The organism is Amycolatopsis sp. MJM2582 (assembly GCF_000754115.1).
Lineage (GTDB): Bacteria > Actinomycetota > Actinomycetes > Mycobacteriales > Pseudonocardiaceae > Amycolatopsis > Amycolatopsis japonica.
Genome location: NZ_JPLW01000003.1, coordinates 221,072 through 241,633, shown reverse-complemented (window position 1 = coordinate 241,633; position 20,562 = coordinate 221,072). Strand labels below are relative to the sequence as shown.

Below are 20,562 nucleotides of genomic sequence, written 5' to 3'. Positions count from 1 at the left end.
GTCACCCCGCGGGCCCCAGTGGGACGCGCCACGGAGACTGGCGAAAAACCTACGGTGCCGTAACCTGAGTGAGTGAGCGTAGCGACCGAACCCCAGCCGTCCGGCCCCGCGCCCGTGGTGGACACGCGTCCTCGATTGCGTGGGCACATCCATTTCTGGTCCTTCTTCGGCGCCGTCGCCGGAGCCGCGACCCTCATCAGCCTCGCGGCGTCCACTGTGTCTGGTATCGCCGCTTTGTCCACTTCGGTCTACGGCCTGACCGTCCTCGGCGTCTTCGGCGTCAGCGCGCTGTACCACCGTCGCTTGTGGAGCCCACGAGCATACGAATGGATGAAGCGCGCCGACCATTCGATGATCTTCCTGTTCATCGCCGGCACCTACACGCCGTTCACCCTTCTGGCCATGTCCCAGCCGACCGGGTACATCGTGCTCGCGATCGTGTGGGGCGGCGCGATCGGCGGCGTCACCCTGAAGATGCTGTGGCCGAACGCGCCACGGTGGCTGGGCGTGCCGATCTACATCGCGCTGGGCTGGGTCGCCGTCTTCGTCCTGCCCGAACTGGCCACGCACGCCGGCGTCGCGGCGCTCGTCCTACTCTGCGTCGGCGGCCTGTTCTACACGCTGGGCGCGGTGTTCTACGCCGTGAAGTGGCCGAACCACTTCCCGGACACCTTCGGATACCACGAGTACTTCCACGCCTGCACGGTCCTCGCCGCGGTTTCGCACTACATCGCGATCTGGCTGGCCATGTACGCCTAGCGCGTGCGCGAACACGTAACTCGCGTGATTGAACCCGGAACTCGCGTGATTGGAGACGGAACTCCGTGTTCCGCCTCCGAACACGCGAGTTACGTCTCCAATCACGCGAGTGCGGTGTCCCGTGACCAGGACGGACACAAGCGTGTTCCCTCTGGCACAAGAAAGTGCCTTCTTCCGGCGCCTCGACCGAGGAGCCATGATCACCGCATGGCCAAGAACGCACCTCCCCGCCGCCTCGACGACGCGGCCCTCAGCGACTTCCTCGCCGGACACACCTTCGGCGCCCTCGCGACCGTCAAGCGTGACGGCCGCCCGCATCTCTCCACCGTCGTCTACACGTGGGATCCCGAGACGCGCGAGATCCGGATCAGCACGACCGAAGACCGCCTGAAGGTCAAGCAGCTGCGCAACAACCCGACCGCCTCGCTCTACGTCTCCAGCGCCGACCACTGGAGTTTCGCCGTCGTGGAAGGGAAGGCGGAACTCTCCGAAGTCACGCCAACACCCGAAGGCGAGCGAAGGCTCTACATCACCCTCAAAACCGACAAACTCTATGGAACGGCCCTCGACATCGCTTAACGTACGCACCTGGGAAAGGCCAGGTGAGGAGACGTCCGATGTGGGAAAAGCGGATGGAGTGGCCGCTCAACGCCGCCGCCGTACTGTTCCTGGCCGCGTACGCCTGGCCGATCCTCCAGCCCTCGCTCGGGCACACCGGGCGGGTCTGGTGCGAGGTCGTCACCTGGCTCGCGTGGGCGGTCTTCGCCCTGGACTACGGCGTCCGCCTCAAACACGCCGAGGACAAACGGGCCTTCCTGAAGAACAACGTCTTCGACCTGCTGATCATCGTGCTCCCGCTGATCCGGCAACTGCGCCTGCTGCGGCTGGTCACGGTGCTCAACGTCCTCAACCGCAACGCCGGCCTGTCGCTGCGCGGCCGCGTCGTGGTCTACACGGTGGGCGCGACGGCGCTCATCGTGTTCTGTTCGGCGCTCGCCGTGCTCGACGCCGAACGCGCCGCGCCGGACGCGCCGATCACCGACTTCCCGGACGCGGTGTGGTGGTCGATCACGACGATCACCACGGTCGGCTACGGCGACCGCTATCCCGTCAGCGGCACCGGCCGGATCGTCGCGGTCGGGCTCATGGTGGCCGGGATCGCCCTGCTCGGTGTGGTCACCGCGACGCTCGCGTCGTGGCTGATCCGCCGGGTGACCGAGGCCGACGAGACCGCGCAGGCCGTGACCCGCGAGCATCTCGACGAGCTGACCCGCGAGGTCAAGGCGTTGCGGGCCGAGCTCGCCGAGCAGCGCGCCCAGGTCAGTCCCGCAGCATCGGAGCCGCTAGGTACGGCTCGGGGATAGCGAAGGCGTCCACGAGGGTCCGCGCGTGCGGGCGCAGGTCTGCGCACAGCGCGTTCACCGCGGCGGTGACGGCCTTCGAGCGTCCGGAGGTCAGGCGTCCGTGTTCGAGGAACCAGCCGCGATCCGCCTCGATGTTCGCGAGCGCGTAGAGGTCGCAGACCCGCTCCAACAGCTCACGGGCCTCCGCGTCGGCACAGCGTTCGATGGCGTCGACGAACGCTTCCAGCACCACCCGGTCGACGTGTGCTCGGCCCGCACGCAGCACGTGGTCCTGCGCGTCGTTGAAGACACCGAAGGGGTCTGAGCCCGCCTTACGCAGACGCTGCGCGACGCCGGCGAGCACATGCTCTTCGCGGTCTTCGAACAACTTCAGGTGCCACTCGCGGGAGTAGAGGACGTCGCCGTCGTCGGCTTCGGTGAGCCGCTCGACGACCTTGCGCGCGGACGTCCGTTCGATCACGGCCTCGACGAGCTGCTCCGCCACGAACCTCGCGGTCGCGAGCGGGCTGAGATCCTCGAAGTGGTCCTTGTAACTGGTCAGCAAACCCTTCGCGACCAGCTGCAGCAGCACGGTGTTGTCACCCTCGAAGGTGGTGAAGACGTCCGTGTCGGCCTTCAGCCCGGCGAGCAGGTTCTCCGAGAGATAACCGGAACCGCCGCATGCCTCCCGGGCCGCCTGGATGGTCGCCGTCGCGTGCCAGGTCGAGACGGCCTTGATGCCGGCGGCGCGCGATTCCAGCTCGCGCTGCTCCTCTTCCGGCGCGTCCTCGGCGATGTCGTGCAGCTTCGAGACGAGCCCCTCCTGCGCGAAGTGCAGCGCATACGACGTCGCCAGCGCGGGCAGCAGTTTCCGCTGGTGGGCGCGGTAGTCGAGGATCACGACCTCTTCGCCGTCGGGCCGCGCGAACTGCCGCCGCTGCTCGCCGTAGCGGATGGCCAGCGCCAGCGCGCGTTTCGTCGCGCTGCCGGCGCTGCCCGCGACGCTGACCCGGCCGCGGATGAGCGTGCCGAGCATCGTGAAGAACCGGCGGCCGTCGCTTTCGATCGGGCTCGTGTACGTCCCGTCCTCGGCGACGTCACCGAAGCGGTTGAGCAGCGCTTCGCGCGGGATCCGCACTTGGTCGAACGTGAGCCGTCCGTTGTCGACGCCGTTGAGGCCCGCCTTGCGGCCGCAGTCCTCGATCACGACGCCGCGCGCCTTCTCACCGCGGATCGGCACCAGGAACGCGTGCACCCCGCGGGACTCGCCACCGGTGATCAGCTGCGCGAACACCACGGCGAGTTCGCCGTCGCGGGCGGCGTTGCCGATGTACTCCTTCATCGCGCCCCGGTCCGGCGTGTGCACGACGAACTCGCGCGTCGCCGGGTCGTAGGTCGCGGTGGTGCGCAGATGCTGGACGTCCGAGCCGTGGCCGTGCTCGGTCATCGCGAAACAGCCCAGCAGCTCCAGATCCTTGATGTCGCGCAGATACCGCTCGTGGTGGCGTTCGGTGCCGAGCAGCTGCACGGCACCGCCGAACAGACCCCATTGGACACCGGCCTTCACCATCAGCGAGAGATCGCCGAAGCCCAGCATCTCGAACGACGTCAACGCGCCACCGACGTCTCCGCCACCGCCGTACGCCGGGTCGAAACCGAGGCCCGGCCGGTCGGTGCGGGCGAGCAGCCGCAGCCATTCGAGCACCTGGGCGCGATGCGTTTCGGTGTCGACGTCGACAGGGTCTTCGAAGACCTCCGCGGCCATCTGCGCGCGCACCGCGCGGCGGAGCCCGGCCCACCGTCCATCGAGGACGGTGGTCAGCACGTCCGGGTCGATCTTCGCGGGAAGTCCTGGTGTGTCCACGATTCCTCCGATGCGGTGCGGTCTGCGTTCAGCCTGCCGCACCGCATCGGGAAGCGCAGGACGAATCAGACCGGTTCCCCGTTGATCGTCGTGTTCTCGAACCGCAGGTCGTCGACGTGTTTCAGGGTGTTCTCCGTGTTCGCGACGCCGTCGAAGCGGCAATCGCTCACCCGCAGCCCCCGAACGTGTGAGTTGGGCAACCCTCGGACGTTGAACGCCGCTTGCCCGCATTTCGTACCGGTCGAACGGCTGAGGGTGAACGGCCCGAACCGGGGCACATGCTCGCCCGTCTGTCCGTTGTAGTCCGGCAGCACGTACACGACCGAGCGGACGAACGTGCCGGAGACGCTGTCGAGATTGACGTTCTCGGTGAATCCGCCGCGCAAGGTGTTCGACTTGACGTACAGCCCGTACTTCGTCTCGCCGGTGACGGTGAGCCTGTGCGCGTAGACGTTCCGGATACCGCCGGTCTGTTCGCTGCCGCAGGTGATCGCGCCCCAGTTGCCGTCCATCACGCAGTTCGCGACGACGATGTTCTGGCACGGCACGCCGACCCTGCGGCCGTCGGCGTCCCGGCCCGATTTCAGCGCGATGTTGTCGTCGTGCGCGCCGAGGCGGGAGTTCACGATCACGACGTGGTCACAGGACTCCGGATCGCAGGCGTCGGTGTTGGAGTGCGCGGTGCTCGCGTCCGTGCGGACGCCGTCGATCGTGACGTTCCGGCAGAGCGTCGGGTGCAGCTGCCAGAACATCGGGTTCTTGAGCGTGATCCCTTCGATGAGCACGGTGTCGCACGAGTACGGCTCGACGAACGTGGAGCGCATGGCGTGCCCGGAGCCGGGCACGATCCGCCGCTCCGGCGGGATTCCCTTGGCCACCAACGATTCCAGGTACTCGCGGTCCTTGCCCTTGTTCCAGGACGCCGTGCCCGCCGCGTCGAGGGTGCCCTTCCCGGTCACGGCGATGTTGGATTCCTTATACGCGTAGATCATCGGCGACCGGTTCACGCACTCGATGCCCTCGTAGCGGGTGAGCACGTTCGGGAACTTCGAGGCGTCGGAACCGAAAGCGAGTACGGCACCCGCCGCGAGATGCAGGTCCACGTTGCTCTTGAGGTACACCGCACCGGTGACGAAGGTGCCCTTCGGCACGACGACGCGTCCGCCGCCGCGCGCGTTGGCCGTCTCGATCGCCTTCCTGATCGCCGCGGTGTTGTCGGTCTTCCCGTCACCCTTGGCGCCGAAGTCGAGCACCGAGAACGTCCGGTCCGGGAAGACCGGCCGTTTCGTCCGCGCGACGATGTCTTCGGCGGCGGGCCAGGGAAGGGCCGGGGCCGCCGAGGCGGCGGTGGGCGCGAGCAGTGGGCTCGCGGCCACCGCGAGACCGCCCTTGATGAGCCAACGCCGGGAGAATCTACCGTCCATGACGCCTTCTTTCGCAAGAGGACTTCGGTGAAGACGGCGGAATCCCGACTCTACGGGCGGACCCCGGCCTCAGGAAAGGTCCGGTCCCTGTGAGCGGAGATCGTCGACCTTGGTCATCGCCTCCCGAAGCTCGGCGAGCCAGGCGTCCGCGTGTTCCCCGACCAGCCGGACCGCCCAGGCGAGCGCCTCCGACCGCGACCGGGCGACACCCGCGTCGACGAGGGTGTCGAGCACCAGGCGTTCCGGCTGCCGCAGCCTGGTCATCACCGGCGCCGAATGCGTGGTGAACAGCTGCCGTGTGCCGCCGAGGCTCGCGCCCCACGCGACCTTGCGCTGATAGCGGTGCTCGGCCTGGCGCGCGATCTCGATCCGCTCGTCGCGGGTCTCCTCGCGGAACCGGCTGATCCGGCCGTCCTCGGCCGCCGCGCGGGCCGCGTCGTCGGCGTACTCGCCGGTGAGCGGCTGGAGTTCGCCGACGATGACGATCTCTTCGCGATCCACCGTGACCTCGGGATCGCCGGTGAACCAGCCCTCGGGGAGCCTGCCGCCGAACCACGCGGCCGCGTCGTCCGCCGCCGGGATGTCCGCCTGCTGCCAGCCGCCCCGGCCTTTCCAGCTTCCGCGTCCCATCCGCCTCGCCTCCTTGATTACATGATTACAACGCTACCGACGCTACGCCCGCAACAGCCGAACCTCACGCGTGTTCTCCCCGGGCGAAAACCCGGGGCAACCTGATGACCTGCACGGACGTGTTCCCACCAGCAGTCGACAGGGAAGGGGACCTCATGTTGAAGAAAGCCATGATCGGCGCTCTCGTGCTCGGAGCGGCCCAGCTCGGCGTGGTCGTACCGGCGGCGGCGGAGGCCAAGGACGTGTCCTGGTTCTTGGCCCCGACCGAAGTCGAACCCGGCGGGCAGATCTACGCCGAGACGAAGGCCGCGATGGGCGGCTGCGGGCCGGCGACCCCGGTGACGTCGCCGGGGTTCGCGGCGCCGCTCCAGTGGACGATCGGCGGCAACTGGGGGAAGGCCGCGGGCTACGGCAAGGTCGGCAAGACACCGGGCAAGTACGTGGCGACATTCACCTGCTCGGATGGCACGAAGACTTCGCGCACTTTCACCATCATCGGAACGCCGCCGACCACGAAGCCACCGACCACCACGAAGCCACCGAAACCCACCAAGACCACGTCGGCCAAGCCGAAGCCGAAGCCACAGGTCGCGGTGAAGCCGGTCGGGGCACCGCAGACGGGCGGCGGCGCCTTCGCCCCTATGTCGTGGGACTGGTGAGCTGAGACCTCAGCTCCTCGGCGGTGGTGACGGGCCGCTCGCACACGTACCCGCGGCACACGTACGCGGCGGCGGCGCCGTCGACCAGCGGCCGATCGGCCAGCAGCGGCACCCCTTCGGCATCCGGGGGCCCGCTCACGACGACGGCGCCGTCCGGCAACGACGCGACGGCCGCGGCCAGCAGCTCCGCGCGTGAAGCGGCATCCGGGCCGACGACGGCGGCCTGCACCGGTCCGGCGGCGGCCGCTTCGGCCACGGTGAGCCAGTGCCCGGCGAACCGCGGCGCGTGGGCGGCGAGCCGTCCCGCCCGGGCGAGCGCCTGCTCGGCCGCCTCGCGGTAGCGGCCGACCCGGTCGTGCCCGGCGAGGACCGACGCGGTCAGCAAGGCGTTCGCCAAGGCCGACGCTCCTGACGGGCTCGCGTTGTCGGTCGGGTCGGAAGGCCGCTGCACCAGGACTTCCGCGTCGTCGGCGGTGTCGTAGTAGGCACCCGTCGAGTCCGGGACGCCGAAATGGGCCAACGCGAGGTCCAGCAAGGTGATGGCGTCCGCGAGCCATCGCGGTTCCCCGGTCGCCTGGTGGAGTTCGAGCAGCCCCTCGGCGAGGCACGCGTAGTCCTCCAGCACCCCGGCCGTCGTGCCGACGACGCCGTCGCGGGAGGTCCGGCGCAGGCGTCCGGCCACGAAATGGGTGTCCATCAGGAAAGCCGCCGCGCGAGCCGCCGCTTCGATCCACTGTGGACGATCGAGTCGCGAGCCCGCTTTGGCGAGCGCGCCGATCGCGAGCCCGTTCCAGGCGGCGATCACCTTGTCGTCGCGGGCGGGCTGGGGGCGCTCGTTTCGCGCGGCCAGCAACGCACGGCGGACTCGCTCATAACGCGTTTCGTCCTCTGGATGCGGTTCACGCAGCCGCAGCGTCGAGGCGCCATGCTCGAAATTGCCCCGTTCGGCCACCTGGAACAGCTCGGCCGCCCAAGCACCGTCGTCGTCACCGAGCACTTCGGCGAGCTGCGCGGGCGTCCAGACGTAGGTGAGCCCTTCGACGCCATCGGTGTCCGCGTCGAGCGACGCGGCGAAACCGCCCTCGGCCGTCCCGAGATCGCGCAGCAGGAACTCCGCCGTCTCCTCGACCGCCCGCCGCGCGTACCCGTGCCCGGTCACGCCGTGGAACTGCGCGTAGAACCGCAGCAGCAAACCGTTGTCGTACAGCATCTTCTCGAAATGCGGCACTTCCCACCGCGCGTCGACCGAGTACCGCGCGAACCCACCCGCGAGCTGGTCGTTCAGCCCGCCCAGCGCCATCGCCTCGGCGGTGTGCTCGACCATGGCGAGGTCGGCTCCGGTGCGCTCGTGGTGACGGAGCAGGAAGTTCAACGCCATCGTCGGCGGGAACTTCGGCGCTCCCCCGAAGCCGCCGTTCCCGGTGTCGAACTCCTTGCGCAGCGTGGCGACCGCAGCGTCCAGCGCCGCACCGTCCACAACGGACTCGGGCAGCGGCCCGCTCTTCTCCGTGAGGTGGGCGATGATCTGCCGGGCGCCGGAACGCAGCTCGTCCGGCCGCTCGCCCCAGGCCTCGGCGACCGCGACGAGCAGCTGCGAGAACGACGGCATCCCCGGGCGCGGCGAAGGCGGATAGTAAGTACCGCAATGGAACGGCTCACCCTCCGGCGTCAGGAAACACGTCATCGGCCAGCCGCCCTGACCGGTCATCGCCTGCGTGGCCGCCATGTACACCGAATCGATGTCCGGGCGCTCCTCGCGGTCCACCTTGATGTTGACGAAGTTCGCGTTCATCAGCGTCGCGGTGGCTTCGTCCTCGAAGGACTCGTGCGCCATGACGTGGCACCAGTGGCAGGCCGCGTAGCCGACCGAAAGCAGGATCGGCACGTTCCGCCGTTTCGCCTCGGCCAGCGCCTCCTCGCCCCAGGGCCACCAGTCCACCGGGTTCTCGGCGTGCTGCAGCAGGTACGGACTGGTCGCGGCCTTCAGGCGGTTCGACATGTCACCAGGGTCGCATGCGGAAAAGCGGGGGCGCAGAACGGCCGTCTGCGCGACACTCGTCCGGTGCTCCTGACCATGACCACCACCCGGAACCCGGCCACCGACCTCGGCTTTCTCCTGCACAAGCATCCGGAGAAGGCGCAATCGCTCACGCTCTCGGCCGGGACGGCGCACGTCTTCTACCCGGAGGCGTCCGACGAGCGCTGCACCGTTTCCCTGCTGGTCGAGATCGACCCGGTCGACCTCGTGCGCGGTGGCGGCACGTCGCTGACCCAGTACGTCAACGACCGCCCGTACGCGGGTGGCTCGTATCTGGCGGTGGCGCTGCGGGCCGCCTTCACCACGGCGCTGGCCGGCCGGTGCGCGAACCGGCCGGAGCTGGTCGACGAGCGGTTCCCGCTGGAGATCCGGGTCCCATCGCTGACCGCGCGCGGTGGCGCCGAGGTCGTCCACAAACTCTTCGAACCGCTCGGCTGGCAGGTCGAGGCGAAGGCCGTCCCGCTCGATCCCGAGTTCCCGCAGTGGGGCGATTCCCGCTACGTCGATCTCCGGCTGACCGGCACCCAGCGTGTCGTCGACGCGTTGCGGCACCTGTACGTCCTGCTGCCCGCGCTCGACGGCGACAAGCACTACTGGATCGGCCAGGACGAAGCGGACAAGCTGCTGCGTGTCGGCGAAGGCTGGCTCGCCGCGCATCCGGAACGCGACCTGATCACCAACCGGTACCTCGAACGTCGTCGCCCGATCGTCTCGTACGCGCTCGGCCGGCTCGCCGAGGCGGACGACGTGCCCGCCGAAGCCGAGGCCCGGGTCACCGAGCAGCCGGACCGGCCCGAACCGCTGGCCGTCCAGCGTCAGGGCAGTGTGCTCGCGGCGCTCCGGGCGGCGGGCGCGCGGCGTGTGCTCGACCTCGGCTGCGGTGGTGGCGCGTTGCTGCGCGTGTTGCAGAAGGAGCCGTCGTTCACCGAGATCGTCGGTGTCGACGTGTCCGCGAGCGCGCTCGACATCGCCGAAAAGCGGCTTAAGGACAAGTCGCGGATCACCCTGAAGCAGTCCGCGCTGACCTACGCGGATCCGTCGCTGGCCGGCTACGACGCGGCCGTGTTGATGGAGGTGATCGAGCACGTCGACGAGGAGCGCCTGCCCGCGCTGGAGCACGCCGTGTTCGGGGTCGCCGCGCCGCGGACGGTCCTCGTCACGACGCCGAACGCCGAGTACAACCGGCACTTCGAATTCCTCGAAGAAGGCCGGTTCCGGCACGCCGACCACCGTTTCGAGTGGACACGCGAGCAGTTCCGCACGTGGGCCGAAGGAGTCGCGGCACGGCGCGGCTACGACGTCCGCCACCTGCCGGTGGGACAGGAGTCCCAGGAATCAGGACCGCCGACCCAGATGGCGGTCTTCACGTCTCGAAAGGAGGCCGTGGCATGAAACTGACCATTCCCGACATGTCCCTCGTCGTGCTCGTCGGCGCCTCCGGCTCCGGCAAGTCGACCTTCGCGCGGACGCATTTCGCGCCGACGCAGGTGCTCTCCAGCGACTACTTCCGCGGCCTGGTGGCCGACGACGAGAACGACCAGAGCGCCTCGGGCGCCGCTTTCGACGTGCTCCACTACGTCGCGGCGAAGCGGCTCGAAGCGGGACGGATCACCGTCATCGACGCGACGAACGTCCAGCGCGCGTCGCGGGCGAGCCTGCTGAAGCTGGCGAAGGAGTACGACGTCCTGCCGACGGCGATCGTGCTCGATCTACCCGGGAAGGTCTGCCAGGAACGCAACGAGGCCCGGCCGGACCGCGATTTCGGCGAGCACGTCGTCCGGCGTCAGCGCGGCGAACTGCACCGCTCGCTGAAGTCGTTGGAACGCGAGGGTTTCCGTCGCGTGCACGTGTTGCGGAGCGAGGCCGAGATCGCCGAAGCGGAGATCGTCGTCGAGCCGCTGCGCAACGACCGTCGCGACCTCACCGGACCGTTCGACGTCATCGGCGACGTCCACGGCTGCCGCGAGGAACTGGACGAACTGCTCGTCGAACTGGGCTACGTCGACGGCGTCCACCCGGAGGGACGGACCGCCGTGTTCGTCGGCGACCTCGTCGACCGCGGACCCGACACGCCGGGCGTGCTGCGTCGAGTGATGGCGATGGCCGAGGCGGGCAGCGCGCTGGTCGTCTGCGGGAACCACGAACAGAAACTGGTCCGCGCGCTGAACGGGCGCAAGGTCAAGACCACACACGGTCTCGCGGAGTCGCTGGAGCAGCTTTCGGCGCAAGACGAGGACTTCCGCGCGAAGGCACGCGCCTTCTGCGAAGGACTCATCGCGCACTACGTCCTCGACGGCGGCAAGCTCGTCGTGGCGCACGCGGGCCTGCCCGAGAAGTTCCACGGACGCGCGTCCGGCCGGGTGCGGAGCACCGCGCTCTACGGCGACACCACCGGTGAGACCGACGAGTACGGGCTGCCGGTGCGATTGCCCTGGGCGCGCGACTACCGCGGCAAGGCGATGGTCCTCTATGGACACACGCCGACGTTGGAGCCGGAGTGGATCAACGGGACCATGTGTCTCGACACGGGTTGCGTGTTCGGCGGCAAGCTGACCGCTTTGCGTTACCCGGAGCGGGAAGTCGTCTCGGTCAAGGCGAAGAAGGTCTGGTACGAACCGGCCCGGCCGCTCGAACCGGCGCGGCCGCTGGGCGGACGCGAGCCCGCGGTGCTGGAACTGGGCGACGTCACCGGGAAGCGGATCGTCGAGACCCGGCACCACGGCCGGGTCGGCGTCTCCGCCGAGCAATCGGCGGCGGCGCTGGAGGTGATGAGCCGTTTCGCCGTCGACCCGCGCTGGCTGCCGTACCTGCCGCCGACCATGGCGCCGTGTTCGACGTCCGCCACGGACGACTACCTGGAACATCCCGAGGAGGCTTTCGCCGAGTTCCGCGCGGCGGGTGTCGATCACGTCCTGTGCGAGGAGAAGCACATGGGATCGCGGGCCGTCGTGCTCGTGTGCCGTGACGAGGACGTGGCTCCCGCGCGGTTCGGGATCCAGGGACCCGGAGCGGTCTACACCCGCACTGGCCGTCCGTTCTTCGCTCCGGACCAGAACGCGCGGCTGCTCGCCGATGTGCGCGAAGCGGCGTCGGACCTGTTCGAGGAACTGGACACCGGCTGGCTGCTGCTCGACGCGGAGTTGCTGCCGTGGAGCGCGAAGGCCGGGTCGCTGATCTCGGGCCAGTACGCGGCCGTCGGGGCGGCGGCGCAGTCCGTGCTGCCCGCCGCCGTCGCGTCACTGGACGCGGCCGCGGCTCGCGGGATCGACGTGTCGGAACTGTTGGCACGCACCAGGACTCGTGAGTCCACTGTGGACGCGTACCGGCAGGCGTACCGGCGTTACTGCTGGCCGACCGACGGCCTCGACGGCGTCCGGCTGGCGCCGTTCCAGATCCTGGCGTCGGAGGGACACGCGTACCACGACCGGCCGCACGAGTGGCATCTTTCGCTGCTGGACCGGCTCACCGGCGACCGGTTCACCCGCACGCGGACACTGGCCGTCGACACCACCGACCCGGCGTCGGTGGCACGCGGCGTCGCATGGTGGCTGGAGCTGACCGGCGCGGGCGGCGAAGGGATGGTCGTCAAACCGGCGGCGAACCTGACTCGCGGCGCACGCGGGCTGGTTCAGCCGGGGGTGAAGGTGCGCGGACGCGAGTACCTGCGGATCATCTACGGGCCGGACTACACGCTGCCGGAGAACCTCTCGCGCCTTCGCAAGCGGGGCCTCAACCGGAAGCGGGCACTGGCGTCGCGCGAGTACGCGCTGGGGCTCGAGGCGCTGGAGCGGCTGGCGCGCGGGGAACCGCTGTGGCGGGTGCACGAGTGCGTGTTCGCCGTGCTGGCGCTGGAGTCGGATCCGGTCGACCCGCGCCTCTGACGCGCTTCGGAAACGCCATGAAAGGTCCTTTCCTTGCAAATTTTGCAAGGAAAGGACCTTTCATGGCAGCGCTCAGTCGGACTTGGCGGTCGGTTTCTCGACCTTCGCCGCGGGCGCCTCCGCGTCGGCCTTCGGCGCCTCGGTGGCCTCCTCAGCAGGAGCCTCCGAAGCGGAGGCGGGCTCGTCGAAGCTCTCCGGCAGCCGCTTCAGGTGCTTGGTCATCGACCGCACCAGCAGCCCGACGGCGATCAGGAACAGGATCAGGATCAAGAAACCCACCGGCGACGACTTGCCGAAGTCCTCACCTTGGCCGCCGTTGTCGCCGTTGCCGGGCTGCTGCGCCAGGAACTGCGACGACACCGTCACCGGAATGACGGCGAACGCCGGCACCACGAAACTCATCTAGCCCTCCTTCAAGCCGGCGAACAGATCGTCCTCCGGCAGGGTGCTGTCCACCAGTGAGCGGACCAGCTCGTACTCCTCGGTCGGCCAGACCTCGCGCTGCAGGTCGCGCGGGACGGCGAACCAGCGGCTGTTCGGGTCGATCTGGGTGGCGTGCGCCTTGAGCGCCTCGTCACGCTGCTCGAAGTACTCGCCGCATTCGACGCGTGTGGTCACCCGCTCCATGACGTCGGCCTTGTCCGGGTCCCACGACTTGAGCCACTCCTCGTACGGCGACTCCAGGCCGCGCGCGAGCAGGGCCTCGTGGAACACGGTCATCCTGGCGCGCGAGAACCCGTGCACGTAGTACAGCTTCATCGGCTGCCACGGCTCGCCCGCCTCCGGGTACCGCTCCGCCTCGCCCGCGGCGTCGAAGGCCGCGACCGAGATCTCGTGCGTGCGGATGTGGTCGGGGTGCGGATACCCGCCGTTCTCGTCGTAGGTGACGATCACGTGCGGACGGAACTCGCGGATGACCTTCACCAAGGCGCCGGTGGACTCTTCGAGCGGGATGACCGCGAACGAGCCTTCGGGGACCGGGGGAAGCGGGTCGCCCTCGGGCAGCCCCGAGTCGATGAACCCGAGCCACGTGTGGCTCACGCCGAGGATCTTGGCCGCGCGGGCCATCTCCTCCCGGCGGATCTCGGTCATGTTGGCCAGTACTTCGGGACGGTCCATGGCCGGGTTCAGCACACTGCCCGCTTCGCCACCGGTACAGGTCACGACCATGACCTCGTGCCCCTCGGCGGCGTACCTGGCCATGGTGGCGGCACCCTTGCTCGACTCGTCGTCGGGGTGCGCGTGCACCGCCATCAGGCGGAGGCGTGACTTCGGCGGTTCCTCGGCAGACACCATGCTCCGAACGTCCCCTTCTCGTTCCCTATTCCCCTCCAGACCCTGCCTGACGGCTCGCCCGGCCGGGCGCGGATACTCGAGGGGAACCACTCGCATACGACCCCATTGTCCCTGCGAGCACGACGACACCAACCGGGAGGCCCGGGTTGAGCACGGGACAGGACGCTCCCACCGCGGAAAGCACCCGGACGGACGTGCCAGGAGACCGGTACGGCAAGACCCGCGCCGCGAAGCCCGCCCGCTGGCGGCGCCTGGTGTTCGCCCTGGTCGCGCTGCTGGTCAGCGGTGGGATCGCCTATGTCGCGTACACGAATTTCGGCAGCGCGCCCATCGAGGGCGAACGCGTCTCGTTCTCCGAGAAGCCGGGCGACGCGATGGAGATCACCATCAACGTGACCAGGGACGATGTGAACCGTCCCGGCGTGTGCGTCGTGCGGGTCCGTGACAAGGCCGGCGCGGAAAGCGGCCGTAAAGAGGTCCTCGTTCAGCCTGGTTCGAAGAACAGCCGGGTGACGACCACCATCAAGAGCATCGGAAAGCCGGTCACGGCTGATATCTTCGGATGCTCATACGACGTACCACGGTACCTGTCAAGGCCATAGCGGCCAACGGGGTGAAACAGGCGCCCAACGCCGAGGCGCGACCGAATTCCACCGGCGGCGATACCTCGCGCCGTGTTACTCTGATCTACCGGCACGGCCCAAGACGGGCCGTGTTTTTCCTTTATCTCAGCCAGGCCGGCGCGCCATGCCGGTCCGGTGGCCGGCTTGTACACCCAAGCCTGGCAGGCCCTACTAGGAGATGGTGACCGTGAGCGACACAAAGGTGACCTGGCTGACCCAGGATGCCTACGACAGGCTCAAGCAGGAACTCGACCACTACATCGAGCTCCGCCCGGTCATCGCTGCGAAGATCAACGACAGCCGGGAAGAGGGCGACCTCAAGGAGAACGGCGGCTACCACGCCGCCCGTGAGGAGCAGGGCCAGCACGAGGCCCGCATCCGCCACCTCCAGGAGCTCCTCCGCTCGGCCAAGGTGGGCGAGCCGCCCGCCAACGACGGCAGCGCCGGACCGGGCAAGGTCCTCACCGTGCGTTACGACGGTGACGACGAGGACGAGAACTTCCTCTTGGCGACCCGCGAAGAGGGCACCGAGGGCGACCTGGACGTCTACTCGCCGGAGTCCCCGCTCGGCAAGGCGCTGCTCGGCGCCAAAGAGGGCGAGACCCGCGAGTACGAGCTGCCCAACGGCAGCATCCAGAAGGTGACGCTCGTGAAGGCCGTGCCGTACACCGGCAAGTAAGTGCGCCGCCGGTCTCCCCAAGGGCGCCCAGCGCCCGACGGAGACTTCACCCGTCGCGCGCCGCTTTGCGGCCGAAGGCCCCGGAAACTCGATGAAGAGGCGCCCTCCACGCAGCGCGAGTTCGACTGCGAACCGGCGCCTCTTCGGCGAGTTTTCGTCAGCGCGCGACAATCGACACTGCGCCCGGCTCCATGGCCGGGCGCGCATATGAGCCGTTAGCGTGACCTCCGGAGATTTCTGGAGGGAAACGATGAGCGAACTACCCATCTGCGTCGCCTGCGGCATGCAGTACGCGGAACCCCGGCCGGACTGCCCGATCTGCGAGGACGAACGTCAGTACGTCCCGCAGGCCGGACAGCGCTGGACCGATCTGAACGCCGTCCGCGCGAGCGGGACGTATCAGGCACGTATCGAGGAGCAGGGGCCCGGCCTCATCGGGGTCGGGTCCACTCCCAACTTCGCCATCGGCGAGCGCGCGCTGCTGGTCAAGGCCGAATCCGGCAACTTCCTGTGGGACTGCGCGGGCTTCATCGACGACGACCTCGTCGCCAAGGTCCGTGACCTCGGCGGCCTCACCGGCATCGCGATCAGCCACCCGCACTACTACACCACCATGGTCGAATGGGCCCACGCCTTCGACGTGCCGGTCTACCTGCACGAGGGCGACGAGCAGTGGATCGGCAGGCCGGATCCGGCGATCAAGCTGTGGAGCGGGACGACCCTCGACGTCGCCCCCGACCTGCGGCTCATCAACCTCGGCGTGCATTTCGCCGGCGGGACGGTGCTGCACTGGCCCGGCGGGGAGAACGGCCGCGGCGCGGTGCTCTCGGGCGACATCCTGCAGGTCATCCCGGACCGTCGCTTCGTCGGCATGATGTACAGCTACCCGAACCTGATCCCGGAGCGCCCCGAGGTCGTCCGCCGCGCGGCCGAACTGCTCGAACCGTACGCGTTCGAGGCGATCTACGGCGCCTGGTGGGACGCGATCATCCGCACCGACGGGCACGAGGCGGTCCAGCGGTCGGCGAAGCGGTACCTGAGCCAGGTGGGCTAGCTCCTCGCCAGCCGTTCCAGCAGCGGCCGTACGCGCGGCGGAACCGGCGTCGACAACGCGATCGACGTCGAGGTCCGCCGCACGTACGGCGCGCCGACCACCTCGTCCACCACCCGCTGCAGGTCGTCGTTGTTGCGCGCCACCATCCGCACGAAGAGATCGCCCTGCCCGGTCGTCGCGTGGACCTCGCACACCTCGTCGATGGCGGACAGCGCCTCCGCGACCTCGGCCCGCCTGCCCTGCGCGATCTCCAGGACGGCGAACGCGGTGAGGCCGTATCCCATCGCCGCGAGGTCGAGTTCGGGCGGGAACCCGCCGAGGATCCCGCGTTCGGTCAACCGGTCCAGCCTCGCCTGAACGGTGCCCCGCGCGACGCCGAGACGGCGGGCGCATTCGAGCACGCCGAGCCGGGGCGAGTCGGTGAGCAACAGCAGCAGCCGCGCGTCCAGCGCGTCGAGCGAGTCCGACATCGTGCCTACCTCCTACGCAGGTTGCCCACTTTGACTGCGCCTCCCGCCCTCTCACTGGACATAGTGCGCAGCAAAATCTTTGACCATTGCACATTTTGTCACGCCCTCGGATGCTTCAGGGCATGACGCACACAGTGGAACCCCAGGGTGCTCTTGACGACGTGAGCTACGACCAGCTGCGTCAGCTCGTCGGCCTCGTCGACCACGACTCTTCGACCGACCCCTTCCCGGTGAAGTCGATGGACGCGGTGGTGTTCATCGCGGGCAACGCCACGCAGACCGCCTGGTTCTACCAGGTCGCGTTCGGCATGCAGCTCGTCGCGTACTCCGGCCCCGAAACCGGGAACTTCGAGCGCAAGTCGTTCGTGCTGAAGTCGGGCTCGGCCCGCTTCGTGATCACCGGGGGCGTCAAGCCCGACTCCGCACTGCTCGACCACCACCGCCGTCACGGCGACGGCGTCATCGACCTCGCCCTCGAGGTCGCCGACGTCGACAAGTGCATCGACCACGCCCGCGCGCAGGGCGCCACCGTCCTCGAAGAGCCGCACGACGTCTCCGACGAGCACGGCACCGTCCGCATCGCCGCGATCGCGACCTACGGCGAGACCCGCCACACGCTGATCGACCGGTCGAAGTACACCGGCGTCTACCTGCCCGGCTACGAGCCGCGCGAGAGCAAGATCGTCCGGCCCGAAGGCGCGCCGAAGCGACTGTTCCAGGCCGTCGACCACTGTGTCGGCAACGTCGAACTCGGCAAGATGGACTACTGGGTCGACTGGTACCACCGCGTCATGGGCTTCGTGAACATGGCGGAGTTCGTCGGCGACGACATCGCGACCGAGTACTCGGCGCTGATGAGCAAGGTGGTCTCCAACGGCAACCACCGCGTCAAGTTCCCGCTGAACGAGCCGGCGATCGCGAAGAAGAAGTCGCAGATCGACGAGTACCTCGAGTTCTACGGCGGCGCGGGCTGCCAGCACATCGCGCTGGCCACCAACGACATCGTCACGACGGTGAAGGCGATGCGCGCGGCGGGCGTCGAGTTCCTCGACACCCCGGACTCCTACTACGACGACCCGGAGCTGCGCGCGCGGATCGGCGAGGTCCGGGTGCCGATCGAGAAGCTCAAGGAGCACCGCATCCTGGTCGACCGCGACGAGGACGGCTACCTGCTGCAGATCTTCACCAAGCCGATCGGCGACCGCCCGACGGTGTTCTACGAGCTCATCGAGCGGCACGGTTCGCTCGGCTTCGGCAAGGGCAACTTCAAGGCCCTGTTCGAAGCCATCGAGCGTGAGCAGGAGCGTCGAGGCAACCTCTGACCCCGGCAGTTCGCAGGGCGTGAAAGGGCTCTTCATCGCACTTCGTGCGGTGGAGGGCCCTTTCGCTACGTGACGGGGCCGACTTTGTCGGCGGAGGGTGGTACACCGGACGGGAACTAAACTTCGAGCGCACCCGGAACCGGAGGCCTCTCCGGACCGTCAGTGTGAAGACGTCAGCACGCAGCTTGGAAGGGTCCCGATGCCGGACAACGTCGACGCCAGCGAACGCATGGTGGACAACTGGACGAAGCAGATCCAGGAGACCGCCGCGCGCTATCAGGCGATGGCCGCCCGCATGCAGGGTCAGACCGTGACCGAGCGGTCGAAGGACAACACCATCGAGGTCACGATCGACTCGAAGGGCCTCCTCACGAACCTCGTCATCTCCGAAGCCGCGAGCGGCAAACGGATGGCGGAGGTCTCGGCGCAGGTCATGCGCCTCGTCCAGCTCGCGCAGTCACGGATCCCGGAACTGCTGCAGGCGGCGATGGCCGAGACCGTCGGCACGAACGACGAGACGGCGAACAGGGTGATCGCGGAGGCGCAGAGCACCTTCCCGGAAGCTCCGCCGGAGGAGGACCTCGCACCGCCGGAGCCCGAGCGGCACCACCGCTTCGGCCCGGAGGAGGACGATCCCGCTCCGCCGCCGGCGCAGGCGAACCCACCCCAGAGCCCACCTCAGCCGAAGCCGATCCCGCGTCGCCGCCGCACGCAGGACGACGATGACGACGACTTCGGCGGCAGCATTCTTTCGTAGCCGTTCCATCCGGCCTGGTAGAGGGGAGAAACCATGGCAGGCAAGGGTTTTGAGCTCGGCGCCGACCTCGACGCGCACGCCAAGCAGATCGACGGCATCGCCGACGGCCTGCGCACGGCGGTCGACGCCGCGCAGCAGGTGAGCATGCCGACCGACGCGTACGGCATCATCTGCCAGCCGTTCCGGATGATGCTCGACCCGGTCGAGGAGTTCGGCATCAACGCGCTGACCAAGGCCGTCGAAGCCGCGACGGCGGTGGCGAACAACGTGCGGTCCGCGTCCAACGCCTACCAGACGCAGGACGAGAACTTCGCCGCCGAGTTCAAGAACGCGCAGGTGCCTGACTGATGCCCGAGGGAAACCCGCTCGTCGCGAAGGCGCCGACGGATGGAGACGGCCCGGGTCCGCTGACGGCCGGGAACAGCGAATACGGCTACGGGGCGGGCATCGGCGTCGCCGAGTCGGCCATGGACGCCTTCAACGGCATCTCGAACGGCGACTGGATCGGCGGCGGGCTTGGTGTGCTGAGCCTCGCGGGCGAGCTCGCCAGCGCGGCGATCGACCCGTTCGGTTACCTGATGTCGTCGGTGGCCTCGTTCCTGATGGAACACATGCAGCCGCTGAAGGACATGCTGGACGCCGTCGCCGGCGACCCGCCGGTCATCCAGTCGTACTCCGAAACCTGGGGCAACGTCGCCAAGAAGCTGGAAGACACCCAGGTCGAGTTCTCGAACGCGGTCAAGAACGGCACGACCGGCTGGACGGGCGAGGCGGCCGACCAGTACCGCAAGCAGGCCGCGGAACAGGCCGAGGCGATCAGCGGCGCGGCGACGGTCGCGGGCGCGATCAGCACCGTCGTGATGATCTTCGGCGAGATCGTCGCGTTCGTCCGTGAGTTCATCCGCCAGCTGATCGCGGACGCGGTCGGCAAGCTCATCGCGTGGGTCATGGAGACTGTGTTCTCCCTCGGCTTCGGCACGCCCGTGGTGGTCGCCCAGGCCGTCACCGCGATCGCCAAGTGGGCCGCGAAGATCGCCGACAAGCTCAAGGAACTGTGCGACGCGATGCGGCGGGTCTCGCCGCTGCTCGGCAAGCTGGCCGACGTCTTCGAGAAGATCATCAAGATCTTCGGCAAGATCGCGGGCAAGGTCACCGGCCTGGACGTGATCAACACCAAGAACATCAAGACGGGCGGGTTCATCCAGCGCGGCGGCAGCGGCGGCGGATCCGGTGGATCCGGCGGCGGCTCCGGCTCGGGTTCCGGGGACGGCCCGGACGGTGACGGTTCGGGCAGTGGCAGTGGCAGTGGCAGCGGCTCCGGCGACGGCTCGGGCAGTGGCTCCGGTGACGGCTCGGGCAGTGGCTCCGGTGACGGCAATGGCTCCGGTGATTCCGGCAGCGGCTCGGGCGACGGCTCCAACGGTTCGAACGGTTCCGACGGCGACACGGGCGGCTCCGGCGATTCGGGCGCCCCGTCGAGCACCACCCGCGGCGACGGCGGCTCATCGTCCACAAGGGACGGTGGCGGCTCGCCGTCCCGGTCCGACGGCGGCTCTCCCGACCGCACCGGTGACGGACCGTCCACTTCGGACGGTGACACGGGCGGCAACGGTTCCCCCAGCGCCGCCCGCTCCGACACGTCGACTCCGCACACCCGGTCCGACGGCGGCTCACCGAGCCCGAACCGCGCGGACACCGGCGGTTCGCCCAGCCACACACCCGACGGCGGCTCCCCCGCCCCGCACACCCGTGCGGACACCGGC

At 68.8% G+C, this 20,562-nt stretch carries 19 protein-coding genes and 1 pseudogene; 13 read left to right on the top strand and 7 right to left on the bottom strand.

Annotated elements, in window-relative coordinates; translation table 11 throughout:
• The first annotated feature begins 72 nt into the window (after nt 1-72).
• From ED92_RS19870 to ED92_RS19860, 3 genes are all read left to right on the top strand, one after another.
• Nucleotides 73-759, top strand: coding sequence for a hemolysin III family protein (locus ED92_RS19870; protein ID WP_369797418.1), 687 nt, complete (start codon nt 73-75; stop codon nt 757-759).
• Nucleotides 760-966: 207 nt separating this feature from the next.
• Nucleotides 967-1,338: a pyridoxamine 5'-phosphate oxidase family protein gene (locus tag ED92_RS19865; RefSeq protein ID WP_037340852.1), complete on the top strand. Its 372-nt coding sequence runs from the start codon at nt 967-969 to the stop codon at nt 1,336-1,338.
• 38 nt (nt 1,339-1,376) lie between these two features.
• Nucleotides 1,377-2,123 (top strand): potassium channel family protein, encoded by a 747-nt coding sequence (locus tag ED92_RS19860; RefSeq protein ID WP_037340851.1) that lies wholly within the window; start codon nt 1,377-1,379, stop codon nt 2,121-2,123.
• On the opposite strand, the gene ED92_RS19855 is transcribed toward ED92_RS19860, so the two are convergent.
• From ED92_RS19855 to ED92_RS19845, 3 genes are all read right to left on the bottom strand, one after another.
• Complete coding sequence (locus ED92_RS19855) at nt 2,080-3,966, bottom strand: acyl-CoA dehydrogenase (RefSeq protein ID WP_037340849.1); 1,887 nt, start codon at nt 3,964-3,966, stop codon at nt 2,080-2,082. The genes ED92_RS19860 and ED92_RS19855 overlap by 44 nt on opposite strands.
• Before the next feature lie 65 nt (nt 3,967-4,031).
• Nucleotides 4,032-5,390: a glycoside hydrolase family 28 protein gene (locus ED92_RS19850; RefSeq protein ID WP_037340847.1), complete on the bottom strand. Its 1,359-nt coding sequence runs from the start codon at nt 5,388-5,390 to the stop codon at nt 4,032-4,034.
• Nucleotides 5,391-5,459: 69 nt separating this feature from the next.
• Complete coding sequence (locus ED92_RS19845) at nt 5,460-6,020, bottom strand: hypothetical protein (RefSeq protein ID WP_037340845.1); 561 nt, start codon at nt 6,018-6,020, stop codon at nt 5,460-5,462.
• Nucleotides 6,021-6,175: 155 nt separating this feature from the next.
• Between ED92_RS19845 and ED92_RS19840 the strand changes: the two genes are divergently transcribed.
• Nucleotides 6,176-6,679 carry a hypothetical protein gene (locus ED92_RS19840; RefSeq protein ID WP_037340842.1) on the top strand — a complete coding sequence of 168 codons (504 nt, stop codon included), beginning with the start codon at nt 6,176-6,178 and terminating at the stop codon, nt 6,677-6,679.
• Here the strand turns inward: ED92_RS19840 and ED92_RS19835 are convergent.
• The gene (locus tag ED92_RS19835; protein ID WP_037340840.1) at nt 6,660-8,678 is read right to left on the bottom strand and encodes a thioredoxin domain-containing protein; all 2,019 of its coding nucleotides are present in this window, start codon (nt 8,676-8,678) and stop codon (nt 6,660-6,662) included. The genes ED92_RS19840 and ED92_RS19835 overlap by 20 nt on opposite strands.
• Before the next feature lie 63 nt (nt 8,679-8,741).
• Here ED92_RS19835 and ED92_RS19830 point away from each other — a divergent pair, with 63 nt between their 5' ends.
• Both ED92_RS19830 and ED92_RS19825 read left to right on the top strand, forming a co-directional pair.
• Nucleotides 8,742-10,109: a 3' terminal RNA ribose 2'-O-methyltransferase Hen1 gene (locus ED92_RS19830; protein WP_037340838.1), complete on the top strand. Its 1,368-nt coding sequence runs from the start codon at nt 8,742-8,744 to the stop codon at nt 10,107-10,109.
• Nucleotides 10,106-12,598, top strand: coding sequence for a polynucleotide kinase-phosphatase (locus tag ED92_RS19825; RefSeq protein ID WP_037340835.1), 2,493 nt, complete (start codon nt 10,106-10,108; stop codon nt 12,596-12,598). The genes ED92_RS19830 and ED92_RS19825 overlap by 4 nt, the downstream gene beginning before the upstream one ends.
• A gap of 72 nt (nt 12,599-12,670) precedes the next feature.
• Here ED92_RS19825 and ED92_RS19820 read toward each other — a convergent pair whose 3' ends face one another.
• Nucleotides 12,671-13,000, bottom strand: coding sequence for a hypothetical protein (locus tag ED92_RS19820; protein ID WP_037340833.1), 330 nt, complete (start codon nt 12,998-13,000; stop codon nt 12,671-12,673).
• Complete coding sequence (gene mca / locus ED92_RS19815; RefSeq protein WP_037340831.1) at nt 13,001-13,894, bottom strand: mycothiol conjugate amidase Mca; 894 nt, start codon at nt 13,892-13,894, stop codon at nt 13,001-13,003.
• 146 nt (nt 13,895-14,040) lie between these two features.
• Here mca and ED92_RS19810 point away from each other — a divergent pair, with 146 nt between their 5' ends.
• From ED92_RS19810 to ED92_RS19800, 3 genes are all read left to right on the top strand, one after another.
• Nucleotides 14,041-14,496 (top strand): DUF4307 domain-containing protein, encoded by a 456-nt coding sequence (locus ED92_RS19810; RefSeq protein WP_037340828.1) that lies wholly within the window; start codon nt 14,041-14,043, stop codon nt 14,494-14,496.
• Between the two features lie 199 nt (nt 14,497-14,695).
• On the top strand, nt 14,696-15,196 hold the full coding sequence (gene greA, locus ED92_RS19805; protein ID WP_016337198.1) for a transcription elongation factor GreA: 501 nt from the start codon (nt 14,696-14,698) through the stop codon (nt 15,194-15,196).
• 250 nt (nt 15,197-15,446) lie between these two features.
• Complete coding sequence (locus ED92_RS19800) at nt 15,447-16,250, top strand: MBL fold metallo-hydrolase (RefSeq protein WP_037340826.1); 804 nt, start codon at nt 15,447-15,449, stop codon at nt 16,248-16,250.
• Here ED92_RS19800 and ED92_RS19795 read toward each other — a convergent pair.
• A complete protein-coding gene (locus ED92_RS19795) occupies nt 16,247-16,720 on the bottom strand; it encodes an Lrp/AsnC family transcriptional regulator (RefSeq protein ID WP_037340824.1) in 474 nt (157 codons plus the stop codon). The genes ED92_RS19800 and ED92_RS19795 overlap by 4 nt on opposite strands.
• 122 nt (nt 16,721-16,842) lie before the next feature.
• On the opposite strand from ED92_RS19795, the gene hppD reads away from it, so the two are divergent.
• The 4 genes and pseudogenes from hppD to ED92_RS19775 all read left to right on the top strand — a co-directional run.
• The gene (gene hppD, locus ED92_RS19790; RefSeq protein WP_037340823.1) at nt 16,843-18,042 is read left to right on the top strand and encodes a 4-hydroxyphenylpyruvate dioxygenase; all 1,200 of its coding nucleotides are present in this window, start codon (nt 16,843-16,845) and stop codon (nt 18,040-18,042) included.
• 199 nt (nt 18,043-18,241) lie between these two features.
• Complete coding sequence (locus ED92_RS19785; protein WP_037340821.1) at nt 18,242-18,799, top strand: YbaB/EbfC family nucleoid-associated protein; 558 nt, start codon at nt 18,242-18,244, stop codon at nt 18,797-18,799.
• A gap of 33 nt (nt 18,800-18,832) precedes the next feature.
• Entirely contained in the window at nt 18,833-19,147 is a 315-nt protein-coding gene (locus ED92_RS19780) for a type VII secretion target (protein WP_037340818.1), read from the top strand.
• Nucleotides 19,147-20,562 (top strand): annotated as a pseudogene (locus ED92_RS19775) (hypothetical protein); the annotation flags it as partial. The gene ED92_RS19780 and the pseudogene ED92_RS19775, both read left to right, overlap by 1 nt.